Here is a 24,890-nt window from a genome sequence, read left to right on the forward strand (position 1 = left end):
TCAGCCGGCCAGCCATGCCGGCAGTTGCATCGCCAGCGGCACGGTCACGGCGGCCGCCAGTGTCTGCCAGGTCACCAGCGAGGCCATCAGCGGCGCATCACCGCCCATCTGCCGGGCCATGATGTACGCGTTGGACGCGGTGGGCAGCGCGGCGTAGAAGCAAGCCGCCGTCGTCACCGCCGCACTGGCATCCAGCCACCGGCACAGCAGCACGGCCAGCAGTGGCAGGGCGAGCAGCTTCAGCGCGGTGGTGGCGCCCAGCAGCAGCGGACGCACCTCGTCGCGCCGGAACTGCAGGCCACCTCCCACGCACAGCAGGCCCAGCGCCAGCGCAGCATCGGCGAGGATGTCGAGCGTGGCCGCCAGCGGTACCGGCAGTGGCAGGCTGCTGAGGTTGAACAGCAGGCCGGCCAGCGTCGCTAGGATGAACGGATTGCGAACCAGCGCCCGCGCGATGCCGCGAGCACTGGCATCGCCATGGCCCCAGACCGCCAGCGCGACCACCGCGATGACGTTGACCACCGGCAGGCAGATCGCCAGCGCCAGCATCACCATCGCGGTGGTGTCCGGCGTGAACAGCAGCGCCGCCACCGCCAAGCCGAAGTAGCTGCTCGGCCGCACCGCGCCCTGCACGACGGAGGAGCGGCTGGGACCGGACAGGCGCGGCGCGACCCGCACCGCCAGCACCACCACGAGGGTCAGCAGTAGCGTGGGCAGCAACGCGGCCAGCGACAGGTCGAGCGCGTCGCTGGCGGACAGTTTCAATCGCGCGGCGCCGACGAACAGCAGCGCAGGGAAGGCGACGTGGAAGGAAAACCACTCCATCGCCGGGAACAGGCCGTCGGGTACCCGGCGCATCCGTCGCAGGGCCGCGCCGAGCAGCACGATGGCGAGGACGGGAATGACGTAGGTCAGCATCGGTATGGCATGCGAGGGTCCCTCAGCGCGCGCGGCGCACGTGGAGTTGGGTCATCAGCGCGCGCAGCGCCGCGGGCTTCACCGGTTTTGCGAGGAAGCCCCAGCCGCGCTCCAGCGCCAGCGCGCGCAGTGCCTCGTCGCGCTCGGCGGTCACCAGGATCACCGGCGGCGCGAGGCCCCAGCGTTCGCACAAGCGTGCGTACAGCGTCGGCCCGTCGGTGTCGCCCAGTCGCACGTCGAGCAGCAGAAGGTCGGGTGCCTGGTCCCGCACGGCCGCTGCCGCTGCGTCGTCGGGACCGGACGCAAGGTTCACTTCGCACTCCCAGCGCAGCAGCAGGGCGCGCGTGGCTTCGCGGACACGCGGGTCGTCGTCCACGCACCACACGCGGCGGCCGCGCAACGGCGAGCCATCGTCGATGTCGTCGAGCATTGGCGACGCTTGCGTTGTCGTGGCATTGGCGATGCTGCGCGGCAGTTCCACCCAGAACACGCTGCCGAGGCCCAGTCGGGAGTACAGGCCGATGCGGTGGCCGAGCACGCGGCCGATGCGTTCCACGATGGCCAGCCCGAGGCCGGCGCCGCGATCGTTCACCACCCCGTCGTTGAGGCGGCGGAACTCTTCGAAGATCTCCGCCTGCAGGCTTTCCGGAATGCCCGGTCCCTGGTCGTGCACTTCGATGCGGACCTGGCTGCCGCGTCGGCGGACGCCCAGGAGCACGCGGCCGCGCGGCGTGTAGCGGATCGCGTTGGACAGGAAGTTCTGCAGGATACGGCGCAGCAGGGCTTCGTCGCTGCGCACGATGGCGCCGGTCGGAATGCATGCAAGCGCCAACCCGCGCTCGCCGGCAACCATGCCGAACTCGCGCGCCAGCGTTTCCAGCAGCGGTGCCAGGGCGAAATCGCGCACGCGCGCCGGCAGCGTGCCCGATTCGAGCCGGGCAATGTCCAGCAGGCTGTTGAGGATGGCGTCCTGCGCGGTCAGTGCATTGTCGACGTGGTCGGCGATGCGCCGCGCTTCGTCGTCGTGCAGGCGGCCGCGCAGCGCGGACACGAACATGCGCGCGGCGTTCAGCGGCTGCAGCAGGTCGTGCACGGCGGAGGCGACGAAGCGGGTCTTGTAGCGGTTGGCGTTCTCCGCCGCCTGCGTGGCGGCGGCGAGCGCGCGCGTGCGTTCCTCGACGCGGCGCTCCAGCGCGTCGGCCAGCGAGCGCAGTTCGCGGGCTGCATTCTTGTAGCTGGTGATGTCCGCGTAGCTGGTGACGAAGCCGCCATCCGGCAGCGGGTTGCCGCGGATCTCCAGCACCACGCCGTCGTCCTTCTCGCTCTCGCGCATGTGGGGCTTGCCGCTGCGCAGATGGTCCAGGCGCCGCTGGATCGCGTCCTCGACCGGGCCGGGCCCCAGCAGGCCGCGGCGTGCGTTGTAGCGGAACACGTCCTCGATCGGGCGGCCGACGTGGATCAGGTCGGGCGGGAAGCGGAACAGGTCCATGTAGCGTGAATTCCATGCCACCAGCCGCAGGTCGGCATCGATGATGACCACGCCCTGTGGCAGGTGTTCCAGGCTGCGGCTGAGGCCGGCATCGGCCTGGCGCGCGGCTTCGACGATACCGTCCTGCGCGGTGCGCAGTTCCTGCGCGTGCTGCTGCAGCACGGCTTCGAGTTCCTCGCGGCTGCGTTGCTGCAGCATTGCGGTGCGTCGTCGCTGCTGCATGAACAGCGCCAGGAACGCCAGCGCCAGCCAGCCTCCGCCGGCCGCGAGCGCGGCGGTGCGGCCTGCGGCGGTGATCGCCGAAGCATCGTGCAGCAGGTGCAGTTGCCAACCTTCCTCCGGCAGCGCCATCGATTGCCACAGCACCGCGCCGGCGAGCGCGGGGTTGGTGAACTGCACGCGCCGTGCGCCATCGTCCGTGGTGGACAGGTCCTGCGATTGCAGGGGCGTGAGCCGCTGACGCGCGTACTGGCGGGTGGCGGCCAGTTCGCGGCGGTCGGCATCGTCGAGCGCGGTGAGCGTGCGATAGCGCCATCCGTCGCGGCTGGCGAGGAAGATCACGCCGTGCGCGTCGCTGACCAGCACGATGTCCGGTGTCTGCAGCCACTCCTGTTCCAGCGCGTCCAGTTCGATCTTGATCACGACCAGGCCAGCGACGTTGCCGTCCGGGCCGTTGATGGCCTGCGACAGGAAGTAACCCGGCTCGCCGGTGGTCAGGCCGATGCCGTAGAACTGGCCCCGCCCGTTGCGCAGTGCCTGCTTCACGTAGGGCCGGAAGCTGTAGTCCTCGCCCACGTTGCTGGTGGGCTCGCGCCAATTGCTGGCCGCCAGCGCGATGCCACGACGGTCGATCAGCGTGAGCGTGGACGAACGGGTGACGCTGTTGGCGTCTTCCAGGCGCTGGTTCAATGCGTTGCGACGGGCATCGTCCACCGGCCCGGCGAGTGCGTCGCGGAGATCCGGGTCCTGCGCCAGCACCTGCGGCAGCGTGCGGTAGCGGTCGATGCGCTGCTGCAGCGCCTGCGCATGCAGGTCGAGCTGGCGGTCGAGCTGTGCGGTCTCCGCCCGCTGCGCGCGGGCGCCCGCCCAGTGGTAGGCCAGCGCCATCACCAGCAATGCGCCGCCCAGGATCGACAGCAGTACCAGCAGGATCCGGCGGTGGCGGCGGGCGCGCAGCATGGGGCAAGTCTACGGGCGGCGCCGCCGCCGGAGTGTGGGCTAGTACCAATAGGTTATCGGTGCGGCGGCGATGCGGGGGTACAACATGCCGGCCACCGATCCGGGTGGCGTCGCCATCCGTTCGGAGTTGACCCATGCACCTGGCCGATACGCCCTACACGCCGCCGCCGCGCCAGCCGCTGTACAGGCAGCTGTACTTCCAGGTGATCGTGGCCATCGTGCTGGGCGCGTTGCTGGGGCACTTCGAGCCTGCATTCGCCGAATCGATGAAGCCGCTGGGCGATGCCTTTATCAAGCTGGTGAAGATGATCATCGCGCCTGTGATCTTCCTGACCATCGTCACCGGCATCGCCGGCATGACCCACCTGCGCACGGTGGGCCGCGTGTTCGCCAAGGCGATGGCGTACTTCCTGTTCTTCTCCACGCTGGCGCTGGTGATCGGCATGATCGTGGCGCACGTGGTGCAGCCCGGCGCCGGCATGAACATCAATCCGGCCGACCTGGACCAGTCCGCGGTGCGGAACTACGTGCAGAAGTCGCACGAGCTGTCGCTGGTCGGCTTCCTGATGGACATCATCCCGAAGACGCTGGTCAGCCCGTTGGTGGGCGACAACATCCTGCAGGTGCTTTTCGTGGCGGTGCTGTTCGGCCTGTCGCTGGCGCTGGTGGGCGAGAAGGGCCGGCCGGTGTTGAACCTGCTGGAGGCACTGACCGCGCCGGTGTTCCGACTGGTGCACATCCTGATGCGTGCGGCGCCGATCGGTGCATTCGGCGCCATCGCCTTCACCATCGGCAAGTACGGCGTCGGCATGCTGGTCAACCTGGCCTGGCTGGTCGGCTCGTTCTACCTGACCTCGCTGCTGTTCGTGATCGTCATCCTCGGCCTGGTGTCGTGGTGGTGCGGGTTCTCGATCTTCCGCCTGATCCGCTACCTCAAGGCCGAACTGCTGCTGGTGCTGGGCACCTCGTCGTCCGAATCCGCGCTGCCGTCGCTGATGGAGAAGATGGAACGCGCCGGTGCGTCGAAGTCGGTGGTCGGGCTGGTCGTGCCCACCGGCTATTCGTTCAACCTGGATGGCACCAACATCTACATGACGCTGGCCGCGCTGTTCATCGCGCAGGCGACCAACACCGAGCTGAGCCTGGGCCACCAGATCATGCTGCTGCTGGTGGCGATGCTGAGCTCGAAGGGTGCCGCCGGCGTGACCGGTGCCGGCTTCATCACGCTGGCGGCCACGCTCGCCGTGGTGCCGGAAGTGCCGGTCGCCGGCATGGCGCTGATCCTGGGCATCGACCGCTTCATGAGCGAATGCCGCTCGCTGACCAATTTCACCGGCAACGCGGTGGCCACGCTGGTGGTCGCGCGCTGGGAGAACGCGCTCGACCGCGACGCGCTGGCGCGCGCGCTGGGCGGGCCATCCGCCCCGATTGCCGCCGCGCCCGATCCGGCCGCGGGCCCGGGCGACCCGACACGACTCACGGCCGACTGACGCCGGCCACACCACGTCTTCAGAGGAGGGACTGAACGATGCACAACTTCAACCGACGCGCCGCCCCGTTGCGGAGCAGCCTGACCCTGGCCCTGTTGGCGGTGATCCACGCCGCCGCGGCGCAGGACACCACGCCCCCGGCAGAGCCCGTACCGCAGTCGGCGTCCGCGGAAGAGGCGACCAACCTCGACACGGTGGTCGTGGTGGGTTCGCACATCCAGGGCACGTCCACCACCGATGCGCTGCCGGTGATGGTGGTGGGCGCGGAGCAGATCGATGCCGCCGGTGCGATCTCCGGCGACGAACTGATGCGCACCATCCCGCAGATGGGCGACGTGCTGTTCGATGCGTCCAACAATCCGCAGACCAGCAACGCGGCGCGCGGCGACGTCAATTCGGTCAACCTCCGCTCGCTCGGCGTCGGCAACACCCTGGTGCTGCTCAACGGCCGCCGGCTGGTGCAGCACCCGACCAGCCAGGGTACGTCGGACACGGGCACCGTGCCCGTGCAGAGTTTCAATTCGAATGCGTTGCCGGTGTCGGGCCTGGACCGCATGGAGATCCTGCTGGACGGTGCGGCCGCGATCTACGGCGCCGATGCCGTGGCTGGTGTGGTGAACACCGTGCTGCAGACCGACTTCGACGGCGTCAGCGCCAGCACGCGCTATGGCAGTGCCGAAGGCACCGGCATGCACGAATTCGAGGTCAACCTGTTCGCGGGCCACAACTACGACCGCGGCAACGTGTCGGCATTCCTCAACTACACCGACCGCTCGGAACTGATGGCGGCCGACCAGGACTTCACCGAGACGGACGATCTGCGCGGACTGTTCGCGGACTATCCGGACTTCGCCGGCCTGTCCTCGCTAGACGGCCGCTCCTCGCACACGCCGTGGGCGCGCCTGAGCGTCGGACCGCGTGCGGTGATCCGCTCCAACGGGACGGCGGTGACCAACAGTTCCGGCGCCTTTCGCATACAGCCGTCGGACTTCGGCTGCGGCGCCAGCCTCGGCAACGACCTGTGCCTGTCCAGTGGCAACCACAACTTCAACACCACCAATCGGGAGATGCGCTACGACACGCGCCACGGCACCACGGTGCGGCCGTCGGTGGAGCGCATCAACCTGTTCCTCACCGGTCATCACGAGATCAGCGACAGCGTGGAGGCCTTCGGTGAAGTCGGCTTCTACCAGGCGGTCAGCGAGGCCCTGCAGCCGCCGGTGGTCAACCTCAACAGCCTGTGGATCCCGGCCAGCAATTACTGGAATCCGTTCGGCGCGGCCACGCTGCCCGACGGCACGCCGAATCCGAACCGCCTGCCGGGATTGACCAACGTGCCCGCCGCCGGCCTGCCGGTGCAGATGAGCAACTACCGCTACGTCGACACCGGCTTCCAGCGCGTGCGCGTGGAGAACTACCAGGCGCGCTTCCTCGCCGGCCTGCGCGGCGAATGGAGCGGCTGGAACTGGGAGACCGCACTGCTCTACTCCGAGGCCGAAGCCGAAGACCGCTCGCCCAACATCAACATGACCCTGCTGCAGCAGCAGCTGGCGCTGTCCACGCCGGATGCGTACAACCCGTTCAGCGGCGGCTGCGTGGCCACGCCGACCTACGGCGATTGCTCGCCCAGTTCGCAGGCGGCGATCGACGGCATCGTGTTCGATCTGGTGCGCGAGTCGCGTACCACGCTGACCATGGCCGATTTCAAGATGAACCGCGGCGACCTGTTTGCGCTGCCTGCCGGCAATGTCGGCATCGCCTTCGGTGCCGAAGCGCGCCGCGAAACGCAACGCGACGACCGCGATGCCAACCTCGACGGCACGTACACGTTCACCGACATGGTGACCGGCGCCACCAACCTCAGCAACGTCGCGGCCGTCAGTCCGAACCCCGATACGCGCGGCTCGCGCAACGTGGGTTCGGCCTACATCGAGTTTGCTTTACCGCTGGTGTCGGGGGACATGGGCATTCCGCTGGTGCATCGCCTGGACATGCAGTTGGCAGGTCGCTACGAGCACTATTCCGACTTCGGCTCCGTCGCCAAGCCCAAGGTCGCGCTGGCCTGGGACCTGGTGGAAGGCCTGCGCCTGCGCGGCTCGTACTCCGAAGGTTTCCGTGCGCCCAACCTCGAGCAGACCAACGCCACCCAGTACGCGCGCCTGGCCAGCGGCGTGGACCATATCCGTTGCGAAGCCGACCTTCGCGCCGGCCGTATCGCGTCGTTCAGCGAGTGCGGCCAGAGCACGTCGGGTGCCTCGCTGCTGGTGGCCGGCAACCCGGACCTGGAGCCGGAGGAAAGCACCAACACCTCGTTCGGCGTGGTGTTCCAGCCGACCTTCATCCCGGAGCGCTTCGGCAGCTTCACCGTCACGGTCGACCGCTGGAAGATCAAGCAGGAACAGATCGTCGGCTTGCTGGGAGCGCAGACCGCGCTGACGGTGGACTACCTGGCGCGCGTTGGCGGGGGCAGCAACCCGCTGGTGGTGCGTGACGCGCCCACGCAGGAGGACATCGACGCCTTCGCCGGCACCGGCATCGACCCGGTCGGCCAGGTCATCGCCATCAACGACCGCTTCATCAACCTGCAGCCGCAGACCGCAGGCGGGCTGGACTTCGGCGTGGACTGGTCGCTGCGGCGCACGCGCTTCGGCTCGTTCTCGGTCAACCTCAACGCGACGCGCCTGCTGGAATTCACGCGCGATCCGGGCGATATCGTCAATGCGCTCTATGCAGCACGCGCCGCGGGCACGATCGATCCGCTGACACCGTTGCCGGACTCCACCCGGCTGATCGGCCAGAACGGCCGGCCGGAGTGGCGTGCGACCGGTTCGCTGACGTGGAACAAGTCCGCATGGCGCGTGGGCTACTCTGCGCAGTACATGAGTTCATTCGAACAGCCGCAGCTGCTCGGCATCTCCGGCGATCCCTGGGTCGTCGAGGACCGGCTGACGCACAACCTTTACGGCCAGTATCGCTTCGTCGACGGCACCGCGGTGCGCCTGGGCGTGCGCGACCTGACCGACGAGGGCCCGTCGCTGGCCGATGGCGGCTATCGCGGTTCGCTGCACAATCCGTGGGGCCGATACTGGTACGTCAATATCAGCCGGTCGTTCTGAGGAAGCCGTTCCGATGCGCATGAGCCGTCACTGGATCACCGTCGCGTTCGCCGTGCTGGGTGCCGCCGCGCTGCCGGGCAGCGCGGCGGCGGCTAATGCGGAGGCAACGTTCGCGCCGGTCGCCTGTCCGGCCTCGGTCGGCCCGCAGGTCGACTGCCACGAGGCGCAGGACGCGAACGGCGCCTGGCTGATGGTGGCGATGCCGCGCACCTGGAACCGCAAGCTGATCGTGCATGCGCACGGCGGTCCGCGGCTCGGCGCACCGCAAGCGGGGGATTCCGCCGAGGACCTCGATCGCTTCGCGGTGATGGTGCGCGCCGGCTATGCGTGGATCGGCAGCACCTACCGTCGCGGCGGCTATGGCGTACGCATGGCAGCGGCCGACGCGGACGTCAGCCGCCGTGCGTTCTGGGCCCGCTGGGGCCGCCCGGAGCGCACGCTGCTGCATGGACAGTCGTGGGGCGGCAACGTGGCGGCGAAGGCAGCCGAGCTGTATGCGCTCGACATCGATGGGCACGCCAACTACGACGGCGTGCTGGCCACCAACGGCATGCTGTTCGGCGGCACGCGCGGCTACGGCTTCCGCGCGGACCTGCGCGCGGTGTACCAGTACTACTGCCGCAACCATCCGGCAGCAGAGGAAGCGCAGTATCCGCTCTGGCAAGGCCTGCCTGCCGGTGCACGGATGACGCGCGACGATCTGCGCGCACGCGTCAACGCCTGCACCGGTGTCGATCTCGCCAAGGCGAAGCGTTCGCCCGATCAGTCGGCAAGGCTGCGCGACATCCTCGCGGTGACCGGCGTCGCCGAGAAGCAGCTCTTTTCCCACCTGGCCTGGGGCACGTTCCACTTCCAGGACGTGGTGCAGAAGCGCCTGGCCGGGCGCAATCCGTTCGACAACGCGAAGACGGTCTATCGCGGCTCGCATGACGACACGGCACTGAATGCCGGTGTCGAGCGCTTCGCCGCCGACCCTGCCGCCGTCGCCGCACTGGCCTACGACGCCGACCTCTCCGGGCTGATCGTGCTGCCCACCGTCACCGTGCACGCGCGCCACGATCCCACGGTGTCCTACGAAGCAGAAGCCGCCTATGCGGCCACCGTCGAGGCGGCCGGTCGCGGCCATCTGCTCCTGCAGGCGCTCACGGACGAACACGGCCATAGCCGCCTGCAGGATGCGACGTATCTCACCGCGCTGCAGGTGCTCGAAAACTGGCTGGACAGCAGCGTGCGGCCACCGGCCGATGCATTCGGCGAGACTTGCGGCCGCCTGTCGCAGGCGCGCGAAGGCTGCCGCTTCATCGCGCCCTGAGGCGCGCCTGCACGCGCCACGCGTGACGCAGCGCCGCAATCGGCCGGGTCCGGCCATCACGGGGAAGGAGTAGAATCGCTGCTCCCCCGCCTTCACCACAGGCACCGTTTCCGCAATGACGAACGACGATTTCAAGCAGGCCGCGCTGGAATACCACCGCCTGTCTCCGCCCGGCAAGATCAAGGTCGCGCCGACCAAGCCGATGCTCACCCAGCGTGACCTGGCGCTGGCGTACTCGCCGGGCGTGGCCTACGCCTGCGAGGCCATCGTCGAGGATCCCAACACCGCCAGCGAGCTCACCGCGCGCGGCAACCTGGTGGCCGTGGTCACCAACGGCACCGCCGTGCTCGGGCTCGGCAACATCGGTCCGCTGGCCGGCAAGCCGGTGATGGAAGGCAAGGGCGTGCTGTTCCAGAAGTTCGCCGGCATCGACGTGTTCGACATCGAGATCAACGAGACCGACCCGGACAAGCTGGTCGACATCATCGCCTCGCTCGAGCCGACCTTCGGCGGCATCAACCTGGAAGACATCAAGGCGCCGGAATGCTTCATCGTCGAGCGCAAGCTGCGCGAGCGGATGAGCATCCCGGTGTTCCATGACGACCAGCACGGCACCGCGATCATCGTCGGCGCAGCGGTGGTCAACGCGCTGGAAGTGGTCGGCAAGAAGATCGGCGACGTGAAGCTGGCCACCAGTGGCGCTGGCGCCGCCGGCATCGCCTGCCTGGACATGCTCGTCGCACTGGGCCTGAAGCCGGAGAACATCCTGGCCTTCGACCGTGACGGCGTCATCTACACCGGCCGTCCCAATCTGGACCCGGACAAGGCGCGTTACGCGCGTCCGACCGACAAGCGCACGCTGGCGGAGATCGTCGATGGTGCGGACATCTTCCTGGGCCTGTCGGCCGGCGGCATCCTCAAGCCGGAGATGGTCGCCACGATGGCCGACAAGCCGGTCATCCTGGCGCTGGCCAATCCGAATCCCGAGATCTCGCCAGCCGATGCCAAGGCCGTGCGTCCGGACGCGATCATCGGCACCGGCCGCAGCGATTACCCGAACCAGGTCAACAACGCGCTCTGCTTTCCGTACATATTCCGCGGCGCGCTGGACGTGGGCGCCACGGTCATCAATGAAGAGATGAAGGTCGCGTGCGTGCATGCGATCGCCAAGCTGGCGCGGCGTGAAGCCTCCGACCTGGGCAGCGCCTACGGCGACGACGTGCCGTGCTTCGGCCCCGAATACCTGATCCCGCGCCCGTTCGATCCGCGCCTGCTGGTGGAAGTCGCCGCGGCGGTGGCGCAGGCTGCGATGGATTCCGGCGTGGCACTGCGCCCGATCCCGGACATGTGGGCCTACCGCGAGAAGCTGGGCCAGTTCGTCTACCGCACCAGCCTGATGATGAAGCCGGTCTACGACCGCGCGCGTGCCGACAAGAAGCGCGTGGTCTATGCCGAGGGCGAAGAGGAGACCGTGCTGCGCGCCGTGCAGACCGTGATCGACGAAGGCCTGGCCTTCCCGATCCTGATCGGCCGCCCCGAGGTGATCGATGCGCGCATCGAGCGCCTGGGTCTGCGCATGCGCGCGGGCGTGGATTTCGAGCTGACCAACCAGAACGACGATCCCCGCTTCAACGACTACTGGCAGCACTACCACGCGCTGACCGCACGCCGTGGCGTGACGCCGGCGGCGGCGAAGAACCTGATGCGCTCGCGGCCCACGCTGATCGCCGCCGTGATGGTGGCGCGCGGTGAAGCCGATGCGCTGGTCAGCGGCATCGTCGGCCGCTTCCACAAGAAGCTCGGCTACGTGCGCAGCGTGATTCCGCTGGACCCGGGCGTACAGTCGACCTCGGCGATGACCGGCGTGATCAACAACCAGGGCGCGTACTTCTTCCTGGACACGCACGTGCAGGACAACCCGACCGCCGAGCAGATCGCCGAGGCTACGCTGCAGGCCGCGTACCGGCTGAAGCTGTTCGGCATCGAGCCGCGCATCGCGCTGCTGTCGCACGCCAACTTCGGCAGCCACGAGACCGCCAGTGCGGTGAAGATGCGGCATGTGCGCGAACTGCTGCTCAAGCGCAAGCCGGATCTCAACGTCGACGGCGAGATGCAGGGCGACACCGCCTGGGATGAAGTGCTGCGCAACCGCATCATGCCGGGCAGCACGCTGACCGGGCGCGCCAACCTGTTCGTGCTGCCCAACCTGGACGCGGCCAACATCACCTACAACATGGTGCGCGTGGTCACCGACGGCGTGGCCATCGGCCCGATCCTGATGGGCATCTCCAAGCCGGTGCACATCCTGACCACCAGCGCCACGCCGCGCCGCGTCATCAACATGACCGCGATCGCCGCCGTGGACGCGCAGATCCGCCAGCAGCGCGAAGCCGAGCGCAACGGGCCGGGTTGATCGGCCGGCATGAGGAAAAGAAAACGCCCCGCATGGGGCGTTTTTTTCTGTGGATGCCATGTAGGAGCGACGTGAGTCGCGACCGCATGCCTTCAGACATCATGGGCGCTTGATTCATGCGGTCGCGACTTACGTCGCTCCTACACGGGCAATCAGGCCTCTTCCTCGCCATCCAGGATCCGCCGCTGCAGCGCATCCAGATAGGCATCGGCATCGGCGGTGGATTCGAAGATCTCGTCCATCGGCACGGCCTGGACGATCTCGATGACCTTGCGGATCTGTTCCTGCGGGTGCACCACCAGCAGGCGGCCTTCATGTGGTGCCAGGGCCTTGCGGGCCTTCAGGATGCTGCGCACGCCGGCGCTGCTGATGTAGTCCAGGTGGGCCAGGTCCAGCACCAGCGCCTGCGGGCGTGCAGCCAGCATCGGTGCCAGCCGTTCGTCCAGCTGCGCGTGGCTGACGGTGTCCAGGCGGCCGCTGAGCAGCACGTACTGGTTGCCGTTGACCGGCGGATAGATCTCAATCTCCAGCGTCATCGGGCATCTCGGTGATCCGGATATGCCGGGTGGGGGAGCCCGGGAGGGAGGGGAGTGACGCTGGATCGTAAATCAATCGCGCGCCGGACGTACGGCCCGTGCGCGTCGCGGCGTCAGTCGTCGTCCTCGTCGCCAGCGCGCAGTACCTTGCGCTGCATCATGTCCAGGTAGGCATCGGCTTCGGCGGTGGACGAGAAGATCTCGTTCAATGGCACGGCCTTGACCATGTCCAGCACCTTCTGGATCTGCGGCTGCGGATTGACCAGCAGCACCTTGCCGCTGTGCGGCGCCAGCGTCTTGCGTGCCTTGAAGATCGAACGGATGCCGGCGCTGCTGATGTACTCCAGCCCGGACAAGTCCAGTACCAGCGAATGCAGCTGGCGGGTCATCAGCGGTGCGAGGGCTTCGTCCAGGTCTTCGTAGGTGTGCGTGTCCAGCCGGCCAGCGAGGGTGACGCGCTGGCTGCCCTTGCCGGTCGGGTGGATGTCGATGCTGAGGCTCATGCGTCGCTCTCCTCGGTCGGGATGCGCAGGGTCAGGCGCAGCACGTTGTAGTTGCCGATCCGCTGGTAGGCGGCTTCTTCCGCCACCTGGCGCACCAGATGCAGGCCCAGCCCGCCGGTGGGCCGGTCGAGGATGTCGGCGTCGAGATCCGGCGGCGGCTGGTCGAGCGGATTGAACGCGGCGCCGCTTTCGCGGAACTCGAGGGTCAGCAGGTTCGCGCGGATGCCGATGTCCACGCACAGCTCGTGCTCCTCGGCACCCACGCGCGCCACATCGCCATGCTCGATCGAGTTGCTGGCCAACTCCTCCACGATCAGCCGCACGTCGCACTGGATCGCACGGCTGACCCCGTTGTTGGCCAGCACGGCCTCCAACGACGCGTTGAGATCGTCCACGCGGGCGTGCTCACGTGGAATGAACAGTCGCATCTGCATGCGGGGCCTCCTGTGATGGCGGAGCTTCGGATGAAGTGGTGCCGCTGTCCAGCCGGCGACGGATGGCCAGCACGGTGATGTCGTCCGATTGCGGGGCGGCGCCGGTAAACGCGTGAACCTGCGATATCAGGCCTTCGCACTGGTCGCGCGCGGTCGCGCCCGGCAGCAGCGCACCGGGGATGCGCTCCGCACCGAACGCCTGGTTCGCGGCATCGAAGGCTTCGGTGATGCCGTCGGTCCACGCCAGCAAGGTGGCGCCCGCGGGCAGTTGCCCGGACCACAGCGGGAAGGCGTCGCCCACCTCGAACCCCAGCGGCGGCCCGGGCTGCAGCGGCAGCTCCTCGTGGCGTCCATCCGCATGCAGCAGCAGGGGCGCGTCATGGCCTGCACTGGCGAGCACGCAGGCGCCGCTGCGCACGTCCACGCGCCCGCACAGCACCGTGGCGAACATGCACGCATCGTTGCCCTGCACCAGCCGGCGCGATGCCTCGGTGAGCACGCGTTCCGGCGAAGCATGCGTGCTGGCGGCCACTTCCAGCACGGTCACGGTGCGGGCCATGAACAGCGCCGCCGGCACGCCCTTGTCGGACACGTCGCCGATGGCGAACCACAGGCCGTCGGCGTCGGTTTCGATGAAGCAGTAGAAGTCGCCGCCCACGGCCTTGGCCGGCTCCAGCCTTGCATAAGCCTCCAGGTGCGCGTGCTCGCGGTCGATCACGCGACCCGGCGGCAGCATCGCCTGCTGGATCTCGCGCGCGATCGACAGCTCGCTCTCCAGCTTCTGCCGGGCCGCCGTCATGTCCTCGATTTCACTGAGCTGCTGCCGGATCGAGCCGCGCGCGTGCTCCAGCGTGCGTGCCATCTGGCCGACCTCGTCGCGTCGCTGCAGGAACGGTACCGGCGCGCTGTAGTCGCCCTGTGCAAGCCGCGCCGCCGACGACGAAAGGCCTTCCACCGGCTGGCTGATGTGGCGCGCCAGCTTGCGCACCACCAGCATGCACAGCAGCGCGAGCAGCGCGCCGACCGCCGCCAGCATCCACAGCGCCTCGGTCAGGCGGGCGATGATCAGCTCGTAGGACTGCGCGACCAGCAGATTCCAGCCGCTGCTGCCGACCGGCTCCACCACGGTGTAGCGCCGCTCGCCGCTGACGGCATCCACGTGCGCGTACTGCAGGGACTGTCGAACGCGTACCGCCTGCGCGGCTTCGCGCAGGTCGGCGCGACCGGCGCGCATGATGTAGTCGTCCAGGGTCTCCAGCCGCTCGACACCCACCTCCGGATTCAGTGCCAGCGTGCCGGCCGGTGCCACCAGCGTCACCCGCCATCCCGGCAGGTGCGCCAGCGCATCCACCAGGTCGGTCAGGTTGGCCAGCGGCAAGTCCAGGCTGACCATGCCGCGAGTGCGCGCACCGCGTCCGGGTTCGCGCAGCGGCATGTTGTAGGTGACCATCCACACGCCGCCCGCAGTCTGGTTGAGGTAGGGCTCGGACCACCAGCCGCCCGGCGATGCCACGGTGCGCTGGTACCAGCCTTGGTCGCGGAACGGGTACCCGTCGGCGACGAAGTCGCGGTCGCTGCCATTGCCGGCCACGTAACGTGCGAACGGTGCGTCATCGCGCGTGCGCGGCTCCAGGATCAGCAGTCCGCCCACGCAGCCGGGCGTGGCGTTCACCATCGCGCGCAGGGTGGTAGTCAGTTCGTCCGGCGACAGCTGTGCGTTGCCGACCAGGTCGGAGATGCCGTGCGTGGTGATCGTCACCACATGCAGTGCGTTGTCCAGCCGCTGCGCGGCTTCCTGAGCGGTGGCGTGCGTGTCGCGGCGCGCGTCGTCCAGGATCAGCCGGCGCGCGAACCACGCCGTCCCCAGCACCAGCAGCAGCACCAGCACCACGTTGACCAGGCCGGCCCACAGGGCGATGCGCGTGCGCAGGCTGCTGCGCCAGTGCGCGGCACCGGCGACATCCTCTGGCACGACACTGCTGGGCACTGCGTTTCGCATGCCGACCCTGATCGTCGCGTTCCCCCCGGAAGGGGATCATAAGCTCACTTTTGCTTGCTGCATTGCAATACGGCAAAGGTCTGATTTTGGTGTGGTCATTGTCCCGGGACAGATACGGAGCATCCGCTCCATACGCCTGCGTAGCCAGGTCCCGCGGTGGGTGCGTGCGTTACACTTCAAGGCTCTGAAAGTATCGGCAATGCCGTGCCCCACGCGCGGCGCAACAGGAGTGGGAATGAACTGGTTGAACGAGATGTTGCAGAGCGATCCGGACCCGCAGGAATCCCGCGAATGGATCGATTCCATGCAGGCGGTGATCGAGAAGAACGGCGCCCTGCGTGCTCACCAGTTGCTCGAAGGCATGGTGGAAGTCACCCGCCGCGCCGGTGCCTACCTGCCGTTCTCGCCCACCACCGAATACGTCAACACCATCGCGCCGCAGAACGAGGCCAAGAGCCCCGGTGACGCCGCACTGGAATGGCGCATCCGTTCGATCATCCGCTGGAACGCGATGGCCACCGTCGTGCGCGCCAACCGCAAGCCCGGCGACCTGGGCGGCCACATCGCCAGCTTCGCTTCCGGCGCCACGCTGTACGACGTCGGCTTCAACCACTTCTGGCGCGCGCCGAGCGACAACCACCCGGGCGACCTGCTGTTCATCCAGGGCCACAGCGCGCCCGGCATCTACGCGCGTTCGTTCCTGGAAGGCCGCATCAGCGAGCAGCAGCTGGACAACTTCCGCATGGAAGTCGACGGCCAGGGCATTTCGTCCTACCCGCATCCGTGGCTGATGCCGGACTACTGGCAGACCCCGACCGTGTCGATGGGCCTGGGCCCGCTGGCGGCGATCTACCAGGCGCAGTTCATGAAGTACCTGGAGCACCGCGGCCTGATCGAGAAGTCCGACCGCAAGGTGTGGTGCTTCATCGGCGACGGCGAGAGCGACGAGCCGGAAACCCTCGGCGCCATCGCGCTGGCCGGCCGCGAAGGCCTCGACAACCTGATCTTCGTGGTCAACTGCAACCTGCAGCGCCTCGACGGCCCGGTGCGTGGCAACGGCAAGATCATCCAGGAGCTGGAAGGCGTGTTCCGCGGCGGCGGCTGGAACGTCATCAAGCTGCTGTGGGGCAGCTACTGGGATCCGCTCCTCGCCCGCGACACCAGCGGCGCGCTGAAGAAGCTGATGATGGAAACCGTCGACGGCGAGTACCAGAACTGCAAGGCATTCGGCGGCAAGTACACGCGCGACAATTTCTTCGGCAAGTACCCGGAGACGGCGGCCATGGTCGCCAACCTGTCCGATGACGACATCTGGCGCCTCAACCGTGGCGGCCACGATCCGCACAAGGTCTACGCGGCCTACCACGAGGCGGTGAACACCAAGGGCATGCCCACGGTGATCCTGGCCAAGACGGTGAAGGGCTACGGCATGGGCTCGGCGGGCGAATCGCTCAATCCGACCCACCAGACCAAGAAGCTGGACGACGAAGCCATCCGCACGTTCCGCGACCGCTTCAACATCCCGGTCAGCGACAAGCAGCTGGAAGAGTCGGCGCAGGTGCCGTTCTACCATCCGGGCGAGGACTCGCCGGAAATCCAGTACCTGAAGTCGCGCCGCGCCGCGCTGGGCGGCTACCTGCCGCAGCGCCGCCGCAAGGCCAGCGAGTCGTTCGAGACGCCGAAGCTGGAAGCGTTCGACCGCCTGCTGAAGAGCACCGGCGACCGCGAGATTTCCACCACGATGGCGTTCGTGCAGGGCCTGAACATCGCGCTGCGCGACAAGCAGGTTGGTCCGCGCCTGGTGCCGATCGTCGCCGACGAGGCGCGCACGTTCGGCATGGAAGGCATGTTCCGCCAGATCGGCATCTATGCGCCGTTCGGCCAGAAGTACAAGCCGGTCGATGCCGACCAGCTGATGTACTACCGCGAAGACCAGTCCGGCCAGGTGCTGCAGCAGGGCATCAGCGAGCCGGGCGCGATGTCGTCGTGGATGGCGGCGGGCACCAGCTATTCGGTCAGCAACGTGCCGATGCTGCCGTTCTACATCTACTACTCGATGTTCGGCTTCCAGCGCATTGGCGACATCGCCTGGCAGGCGGCGGACATGCGCACGCGCGGCTTCCTGCTGGGCGGCACCGCGGGCCGCACGACGCTCAACGGTGAAGGCCTGCAGCACGAGGACGGTTTCAGTCACGTCATCGCCGGCAGCATCCCCAACGTGCGCAGCTACGACCCGACCTTCGGTTTCGAAGTCGCGGTAGTCCTGCAGCACGGCATGCAGAAGATGCTGCAGGAGCAGGTGGACGAGTACTACTACGTCACCCTGATGAACGAGAACTACACCCACCCGGAGATGCCGGAAGGCGCAGCGGCGGGGATCATCAAGGGCATGTACCTGCTCACCGATGCGGGCAAGCCGAAGAAGGGCGAGCTGCGCGTGCAGCTGCTGGGCAGCGGCACCATCCTGCGCGAGGCGATCGCGGCGGCCGAGCTGCTGGACAAGGATTTCGGCGTGACCGCCGACATCTGGTCGTGCCCGAGCTTCAACGAGCTGCGTCGTGACGGTTTCGACGCCGAGCGCTGGAACCGTCTCAACCCGGAAGCGAAGTCGCCGCGCAAGGCGTACGTGACCGAGCTGCTGGAAGGCCGCCAGGGACCGGTGATCGCCGCGACCGACTACGTGCGTGCCTACAGCGACCAGATCCGCGCGTTCGTGCCGGGGTCGTACACGGTGCTGGGCACGGACGGCTTCGGCCGCAGCGATACCCGCGCCAACCTGCGCCGCCACTTCGAAGTGGACCGCTACTACATCGCCCACGCCGCCATCGCCGCGCTGGCGAAGGAAGGCAAGATGACCGCCAAGGACGTGTCCCGCGCGATCAAGCAGTACAAGATCGATGTGGAGAAGGCGAACCCGGTGACGGTGTGATGCACGCCGTTCCTCCCCGTACGCGGTGAGGATGACCGGACGAAAAAGCGGCCCATGGCCGCTTTTTTGTTGCCTGACCGATTGACATGTTGTGAACCATGGTTCACAGTCTGGGCAAGATTGACGTCACGGATGACGCTGCATGATCGAGGTCCGGAAGACGCGACTGTTCGAGGGCTGGTTTGTTTCGCTGCGTGACCGGCAGGCGAGGATGCGCATTCAGGCGCGCATCGATCGGCTCGCCTTCGGCAATCCGGGGCAGCATCGCGTGCTGACCGGCGGGGTATGCGAGATGAAGATCGATTGCGGCCCGGGCTATCGCGTTTACTTCACCCGCCACGGCGATGCGTGGGTCGTGCTGCTGTGCGGAGGCGACAAGGCATCGCAGCGTGCGGACATCAAGGCGGCATTGGCGTTGGCGAACGCGTTGGAGAACTGACATGGCACTGAAGACCACGCCGTGGGATTCGGCGGAGTACCTCAAGACCGAGGCGGACATCACCGCCTATCTGGATGCGTGCTTCGAGGAAGCGGGTGATGATCCGGCGTTCCTGGTGCATGCGCTGGGTGTGGCGGCGCGCGCGCGCAACATGAGCCAGTTGGCGCGTGACACCGGACTGACGCGCGAGGGCCTGTACAAGGCGCTGTCCAGCGACGGCAATCCCAGTTTCGGCACGGTGTTGAAAGTGGCCGGTGCGATGGGCTACCGGTTTGCGCTGGTCAGCAAGCGAGCCAAGGCGAGCCGCAAGGCGGGCAAGCGGACCGTCGCGCCGGACGCGCCGAAGGGCGCAGGCAAGCGGAGCGTCGCGCAGGCCAAGCAAAGATGAGTACCGGTCGTCGCATCCGGCGATGGCGGCTCACGCGTGATCACGCGATGCTGCGCACCGTCCAGTGGTGTGGCTCTTCGGCATGACGCTGACCCTCGACCACCTGCGCCGCTATGCCGTCGCACGCAGCCTGTTCAAACCGACCACCCTGTCGCGTGCGATCCATCGGCTGGGCTTCGTGCAGGCGGACCCGATCCGGGCGCCGGCACGCGCGCAGGACCTGACGCTGCGCCACCGCGTCGCCGGTTACCGCGCCGGTGATCTGGAACGTCGGTATCCGCGGTTGTCGCTGGAAGAAGACTTCTTCGTCAACTACGGCTTCCTGCCGCGCGAGCATCACCAACTGATGCACCCGCGCAAGGCACGCGAGGCGTGGACGCCCGCGCGCTGGAAGCAGGCACGGGCGGTGCTGGATTTCGTTACAGAGCGCGGCAACGCGCATCCGCGCGACGTGGATGCGCACTTCGGGCATGGCAAGACGACCAACTGGTTCGGTGGTTCGTCCAACGCGAGCACGCAGTTGCTGGACGGCATGCATTATCGCGGGCTGTTGCGGGTCGCACGCCGCGAGGGCGGTACGCGGGTCTATGCGCCGCGCGTCGGTGACGCAACGCCGGTCGCGATGTCCGATGCGGAAGCGCGACTGGATGCGCTGCTCGACATCATCGTGCGCAAGTACGCGCCGTTGCCGGCGGCCAGCCTGGGCCAGTTGCTTGGCTATCTGCGTCGCGGGGTGCCGCAGTGGGAAGGCCTGCGCGCGGGGACTTTGAAGCGGGCACGCCAGCGGTTGGGCACGGCGCGTGTCGATGGGGTGGACTGGTACTGGCCGGCGGATGAAGATCCGCGTTCGCGGCGCTGGAAGCCGGATGACCAGGTGCGGCTGCTGACGCCGTTCGATCCGGTGGTGTGGGACCGGCGACGGTTCGAGATGTTCTGGGGCTGGACGTACCGCTTCGAGGCGTACACGCCGGCACCGAAGCGGAAGCTGGGGTATTACGCGTTGCCGGTGCTGTGGGGTGACCGGGTGATCGGGTGGGGGAATCTTAGTGTGGTCGAGGGGGAGTTGCGGTCGACGTTTGGGTATGTGGAGGCGGGTGGGTCGAAGGATGCTGCGTTTCGGGCTGCGCTTGAGGCGGAGCTGGGTCGTACTCACGTCTTTTTGGGCCTGAAAGGGTGACGTCGTTTGCCCCGCCTGGAGTCAGCCAAGGCGGCTGTCAATAGACTGGGTCGCCATCAATCAGGACGGCATCTATGCGGAGAGGGCGAGTGTGGTCGAGCCTGAGCATACTTGCGGGGTAAATTGCGGTGCGATCAAGGGGTTGCGGCCGGTTGGCTGCGGGCCTAATCTCCCTCCCGTTGTATCAACCTCAAGCCAGTCGCAAGCTATGCGACAAGTAATAGCCAAGGTAGGAGCACCATGGCTCAGTTGGGTTCGCAAGAAGCGCCAACCAAGAATGGTATGAGGATTGTTAAATGGCTCGCGGTTTCGGTCGCGGCCTTGCTCTTGCTGGTGGCTTGCTCTAAGCCACTTTATGACGCCATTCGAAAGCCGCATGAGCAGAGATGGGAGCGTGCGTTACACATTGAAGCACGTAAGCCTCTGCTCGGAAGTGCGGTAGAGGAGTCGCGTAATGAGCGAGAAGCAAGAGATTTTGGAAAAGAGCTTGATGTGCTTACTAGCTTCTACGAAACAGTCATCAGCATCTTGTTGGCGGTTGTAGCAGTTGTGGCAGGGCTCGCGTTCTGGACAATTAAAGTCGTCACCAGAGCTCAAGCAGAAGAGACGGCTACAGAGGCTGCGACCAGGATCCTTGGAGATCACGAAGGCTTTCGCAGAAGGCTCAACGAGGTCGTTGAGGAGGCTGTGGAGCTGCGCATGGAGGAAGTTAACTCGAAGCTGGAAGAGTTCTCGGTTCCTCTCGACTTGGTTGTACAGAACCCGCAGCAAGCGGTTAAACCAGAGAAGAGCAGGCCTGCACCCGCAAAGAAGGCTGCAAAGAAGTCGCAGAAGAAAGCGGAAGATAAGTAGGCGCAAATATGGCCGTAGTTAAGAAAAAACCTGAGCCAACTCCTGTGGTGGCTCTTATATCCGACATCGAGACGACCCGCAGGGTGCTCGCAGGTGCCGGCATCTCTGCTATTCCTCTAGATATCAATGGTGCTGCGGCAGCATTGGGGGTTCGTGTTCAGTACGAGCCTATGGCAGACGAGATGTCGGGGTATCTGGAGAAGCGAGGAGTTGATTGGGTCGCTGGCGTCAATGCCCACCACAGCGGTGTTAGGCAGCGCTTTACCATTGCGCATGAGTTGGCCCATTTCGTCCTGCACAGGAATCTGCAGGAAAACTTTCGAGACCTGATCTTTACCCGGCGCTCATTGGAGCGTAATCAGATGGAGCGCGAGGCGGATTCCTTTGCTGCGCAACTCCTTATGCCTTCGGAAGAATTGATCGCTGATGTTAGAAGCGGCAAGACGAACGTACATGAGCTAGCAGAGCGATACCAAGTCTCAGGTTTGGCAATGAAGTATCGACTAATGAATCTTGGATACAGGGTGGCCTGAATGATCTCGCTAAAGGGTGGGGTGTACGTTCCGGCGCTCAGAACCCGAGATGCTGAGCTCAAGGGCTACGAAAATCTAAGTCCTGCAACCAAGCAATCTTTGCTGCCAGTCTTCGAATTGACCAAGTCGCGGCGATCGAAATCTAATCCGGAAGGTGCGATCGATGTAACGGTAAAGCGCCTACTAGATGCTGTGGGCGATAGAGTCTTTATTGCAGATGTCACTTCTCTCGAGTCGCAGGGGAATGCCCACACCGCAGGCCTGCTCGATCCGGCCAACTCTTATGGAAATTGGCAGAGCTTCATTAGCTCGCTACCAAAGAGCTGCATCCCTGTAGTGCACCTGAGTGATCCATTTGATCTGGCGGAGTTGGTCGCCCAAATAAATGGCTTGTGGACTCATAGCGGCGCGGTGGCCATTCGTGTTCCGACCGATTATGCATTTGTGGCGAACGTTGCTGCAGCGCTGAGGCCAAAGAATGAGAGGGGTGAGGGGCACGTACTTTTACTTGCTGATGATGGGTTTGTGCCGCAGGGTGGTGGCGACGCGGCTGCACAGAGATGTGAGCGAGTATTCAATCACTTCGCGGGAAAAGTAGATCTCGCGGTCCCGTTGACGAGCAGCTTTCCAAGTAGTGTCAAAGTGCCGTCCTTTGGTGGTGGCGACGCATACGGACTATTCTCGCTCGAAGAAGTTAGAGTCTCTGAGTCGCTCAAATTATTTGGATTGCAAGGTGCAGAGATCCTTCATGGCGACTATGCGCTAATTCATCCGGATGATTTTGAAGGGGTAGTGACAAACTGGGTTCCTCGTGTAGATATTCCGTTGAGTATGGAGGGCTATTACCACCGATATAGAAGAGAAGCTGGTGGCTACGCGCTCGCGGCTCGTCGTGCCATTGAGAATCCGAGGTACGAGAAGCTCAAATGCTGGGCTGACGACTGTGTGGTAGAAGCTGCTCAGGGCGCTCCGCCGGGACGAAGTCCAGCATTCTGGATATCAGCGCGTGTCAACTACCACATTACGCGACAGGTTAAGAGGTTATCGCCTGACCTTTGGCTGTAATGCGAGCATATGGAGATCGTCAAGATCAATGTTCTTGCTTCGCTCGCGCAGGAACGCTGCAAAACGCTCGGAATTTTTGCTGGATATTGAGGAGAGCGCTTGCCTCGTTAGCTCGTCTGAGGAAAAAGATTCAGCGGCCAATTCTCTTGCCTCCGCTATGCCGAGGTCGCGCACATTTGATCTTCCAATCAGTGTGGCTAGTTCGTTCCTATCCAGCCAGTTCGCGGCCGCGATTCGAGACAGGTTTCTACGCCGGGTAGGTTTTCGCAGAAGCCGCACTGACTGACTGTCAAGTAGGACAATGCCCACAGCTCGAGGCGTAATTTCACGAACGCGATTGAGGTGCCGGGGTGCGGTAGCTATCGTTACGTCAAGAAACATTTCCTGATAGTCCGCTATCTGCTTCTCTAGCGTTTGAGTGTTGTCTCTCGCCCCCTTTATCTCAATCGCAGAAAGGCGGTCTTGAGAAATGATTGCTAGGTCCGCTTTTCTCCGGACGTCCCGAAACGGAAGCTCGATGCTCAATGATTCGTTCGCGTCCAAAGATTCCAGAATCCACTGAACCAGCCTAATTGCTTCGTCTCTCGCGTATGTCATGGGGGCGGCCGCAAGTTCGGATCAGTATGACAGCTCTGATCAGCCCGCGCGGTTGGATTCCTAAGTGGTGCCACATCGCTACAATAGCTTGCCAGCGAGCGTCGCAGTCGCTATCGCGTCGCGGCATTTCCTCACTGGAGCTCCTGCATGTCCCGCCCCCCTGCGCCCGCCGGGCGCCTGTTCGCTGTCGCCGCCTTCATCGAAGGCTTCACCTGGGCCGGTCTGCTGATCGGCATGTTCCTGAAGTACGGGCCGGTGGGCAACGAACTGGGCGTGAAGATCTTCGGGCCGCTGCACGGCGGCGCCTTCCTGTTCTACGTCGTTGCCACCGTGCTGTCCGCGCTGCGCCTGCGCTGGCCGTGGTGGGCCGCGCTGCTCGCCCTCATCGCCGCCGTGCCGCCGCTGGTGACCGTGCCGCTGGAAATGTGGTTCCGGCGGATCGGGTTGCTCAGCGCACGCATCTGATATCCCTGGGCGGCGGGCCGGGGCCCGCCCTACGGCGTTACGGACGAAACCGCAGCCTTCGCATAGACTTCGGCGCCCACCCCTGCCGCTGTCGTCCATGAGCCCCCATTCCCGCCTGACCGAGCTGCGCCTGCTGCTGGGCATCGAGCGCAACACCACGAGCCATGGCGAGAAATGGGTCTCCGGCATCGGCGCGCTGCTGGGCATTGTGTCCGTGTACTGGCTGACCCGCTGGGCGTTTCCCGCCGACGCCGCGTCCGCCGTCGGCGGCGCGCTGATGGTCACCTCGATGGGCGCGTCCGCCGTGTTGTTGTTCGCCGTGCCGCAGGGTGCGCTGTCGCAGCCGTGGGCCGTGGTGGGCGGGCACCTGCTGTCCGCCTTCATCGGCGTGAGCTGCCAGAAACTGTTCCCCGGTCACGCCTGGACCGCGGCACTTGCCGTCGGCCTGGCCGTGCTAGGCATGTACTACCTGCGCTGCATCCACCCGCCCGGAGGCGCCACCGCCCTGGCTGCCGTGATCGGCGGCCCCGACGTCCACGCGCTGGGCTACCACTACCTGTTGATGCCCGTGCTGATCAACGTGGTGGCTATCCTCTCCATGGCCATCGCCTTCAACGCGCTGTTCCCGTGGCGCCGCTACCCGGCTCACCTGCACCGCCGTCGCCAGGCCTCGCGCATCACCCAGCCCGCGCAGCGCCAGTTCGAACTGACCCAGGAAGATTTCTCCGCCGCGATGGAGCAACTCAACTCCTACGTCGACATCACCACCGAGAACCTCACCGAACTGTTGGAACTGGCCAAGCAGCACGCCGAGCGCAACATCACCCACCCCGACACGATCCTCCGCGGCCGCTTCTACAGCAACGGCAAACTCGGCCGCCTGTGGAGCGTGCGCCACGTACTGGAAGGCGAAGGCCCCTCGCTGCAATACCGCGTCGTCGCAGGCGAGCAAACGGGCAGCATCGGAACGGCCAGTCCCGACGAATTCCGACAGTGGGCGCGCTTCGAGGTGGTGCTGCAGGACAATGGGCGGTGGGTGATCGCGGACTAGCGTTC

At 65.9% G+C, this 24,890-nt stretch carries 18 protein-coding genes and 1 pseudogene; 13 read left to right on the plus strand and 6 right to left on the minus strand.

Going from position 1 to position 24,890, the window contains the following annotated elements; genetic code table 11:
* Positions 1–918: an AEC family transporter gene (locus FB548_RS02035; protein ID WP_142123097.1), complete on the minus strand. Its 918-nt coding sequence runs from the start codon at positions 916–918 to the stop codon at positions 1–3.
* 22 nt (positions 919–940) lie between these two features.
* On the minus strand, positions 941–3,583 hold the full coding sequence (locus FB548_RS02040) for a PAS-domain containing protein (protein WP_142124062.1): 2,643 nt from the start codon (positions 3,581–3,583) through the stop codon (positions 941–943).
* Positions 3,584–3,720: 137 nt separating this feature from the next.
* Here FB548_RS02040 and FB548_RS02045 point away from each other — a divergent pair, with 137 nt between their 5' ends.
* The 4 genes from FB548_RS02045 (at position 3,721) to FB548_RS02060 (ending at position 11,917) form a co-directional block, all read left to right on the plus strand.
* Positions 3,721–5,076, plus strand: coding sequence for a dicarboxylate/amino acid:cation symporter (locus tag FB548_RS02045; RefSeq protein WP_142123098.1), 1,356 nt, complete (start codon positions 3,721–3,723; stop codon positions 5,074–5,076).
* 38 nt (positions 5,077–5,114) lie between these two features.
* Positions 5,115–8,192, plus strand: coding sequence for a TonB-dependent receptor (locus FB548_RS02050; protein WP_142123099.1), 3,078 nt, complete (start codon positions 5,115–5,117; stop codon positions 8,190–8,192).
* Positions 8,193–8,211: 19 nt separating this feature from the next.
* The gene (locus tag FB548_RS02055) at positions 8,212–9,504 is read left to right on the plus strand and encodes a hypothetical protein (protein WP_142123100.1); all 1,293 of its coding nucleotides are present in this window, start codon (positions 8,212–8,214) and stop codon (positions 9,502–9,504) included.
* Positions 9,505–9,619: 115 nt separating this feature from the next.
* Positions 9,620–11,917 (plus strand): NADP-dependent malic enzyme, encoded by a 2,298-nt coding sequence (locus FB548_RS02060; protein ID WP_142123101.1) that lies wholly within the window; start codon positions 9,620–9,622, stop codon positions 11,915–11,917.
* A 152-nt stretch (positions 11,918–12,069) separates the two neighbouring features.
* Here FB548_RS02060 and FB548_RS02065 read toward each other — a convergent pair whose 3' ends face one another.
* The 4 genes from FB548_RS02065 to FB548_RS02080 all read right to left on the minus strand — a co-directional run bounded on the left by FB548_RS02065 (position 12,070) and on the right by FB548_RS02080 (position 15,389).
* Positions 12,070–12,453 (minus strand): STAS domain-containing protein, encoded by a 384-nt coding sequence (locus tag FB548_RS02065; RefSeq protein WP_142123102.1) that lies wholly within the window; start codon positions 12,451–12,453, stop codon positions 12,070–12,072.
* Between the two features lie 113 nt (positions 12,454–12,566).
* Positions 12,567–12,956: an STAS domain-containing protein gene (locus FB548_RS02070; RefSeq protein WP_142123103.1), complete on the minus strand. Its 390-nt coding sequence runs from the start codon at positions 12,954–12,956 to the stop codon at positions 12,567–12,569.
* Positions 12,953–13,390 (minus strand): ATP-binding protein, encoded by a 438-nt coding sequence (locus tag FB548_RS02075; protein ID WP_142123104.1) that lies wholly within the window; start codon positions 13,388–13,390, stop codon positions 12,953–12,955. Before FB548_RS02075 ends, FB548_RS02070 begins: the two co-directional genes overlap by 4 nt.
* Positions 13,362–15,389 (minus strand): SpoIIE family protein phosphatase, encoded by a 2,028-nt coding sequence (locus FB548_RS02080; protein ID WP_142123105.1) that lies wholly within the window; start codon positions 15,387–15,389, stop codon positions 13,362–13,364. Before FB548_RS02080 ends, FB548_RS02075 begins: the two co-directional genes overlap by 29 nt.
* Before the next feature lie 235 nt (positions 15,390–15,624).
* On the opposite strand from FB548_RS02080, the gene aceE reads away from it, so the two are divergent.
* From aceE to FB548_RS02130, 9 genes and pseudogenes are all read left to right on the plus strand, one after another.
* The gene (aceE, locus tag FB548_RS02085; protein WP_142123106.1) at positions 15,625–18,318 is read left to right on the plus strand and encodes a pyruvate dehydrogenase (acetyl-transferring), homodimeric type; all 2,694 of its coding nucleotides are present in this window, start codon (positions 15,625–15,627) and stop codon (positions 18,316–18,318) included.
* Between the two features lie 142 nt (positions 18,319–18,460).
* Positions 18,461–18,757, plus strand: a complete 297-nt coding sequence (locus FB548_RS02090; RefSeq protein ID WP_142123107.1) for a type II toxin-antitoxin system RelE/ParE family toxin — start codon at positions 18,461–18,463, stop codon at positions 18,755–18,757.
* Position 18,758: 1 nt separating this feature from the next.
* A pseudogene (locus FB548_RS02095) lies at positions 18,759–19,037 on the plus strand (addiction module antidote protein); the annotation flags it as partial.
* A 190-nt stretch (positions 19,038–19,227) separates the two neighbouring features.
* Positions 19,228–20,322, plus strand: coding sequence for a crosslink repair DNA glycosylase YcaQ family protein (locus FB548_RS02100; RefSeq protein WP_142123109.1), 1,095 nt, complete (start codon positions 19,228–19,230; stop codon positions 20,320–20,322).
* Between the two features lie 240 nt (positions 20,323–20,562).
* Complete coding sequence (locus FB548_RS02105; RefSeq protein ID WP_142123110.1) at positions 20,563–21,174, plus strand: hypothetical protein; 612 nt, start codon at positions 20,563–20,565, stop codon at positions 21,172–21,174.
* A gap of 8 nt (positions 21,175–21,182) precedes the next feature.
* Positions 21,183–21,707: an ImmA/IrrE family metallo-endopeptidase gene (locus tag FB548_RS02110; RefSeq protein ID WP_142123111.1), complete on the plus strand. Its 525-nt coding sequence runs from the start codon at positions 21,183–21,185 to the stop codon at positions 21,705–21,707.
* Positions 21,708–22,772: a hypothetical protein gene (locus tag FB548_RS02115; protein ID WP_142123112.1), complete on the plus strand. Its 1,065-nt coding sequence runs from the start codon at positions 21,708–21,710 to the stop codon at positions 22,770–22,772. It begins immediately after the preceding gene.
* Positions 22,773–23,516: 744 nt separating this feature from the next.
* The gene (locus FB548_RS02125) at positions 23,517–23,834 is read left to right on the plus strand and encodes a DUF3817 domain-containing protein (RefSeq protein WP_142123114.1); all 318 of its coding nucleotides are present in this window, start codon (positions 23,517–23,519) and stop codon (positions 23,832–23,834) included.
* A 97-nt stretch (positions 23,835–23,931) separates the two neighbouring features.
* A complete protein-coding gene (locus FB548_RS02130; RefSeq protein WP_142123115.1) occupies positions 23,932–24,885 on the plus strand; it encodes an HPP family protein in 954 nt (317 codons plus the stop codon).
* Positions 24,886–24,890: the final 5 nt, after the last annotated feature.

The organism is Pseudoxanthomonas sp. 3HH-4 (genome assembly GCF_006716465.1).
Classification (GTDB): Bacteria; Pseudomonadota; Gammaproteobacteria; order Xanthomonadales; family Xanthomonadaceae; genus Pseudoxanthomonas_A.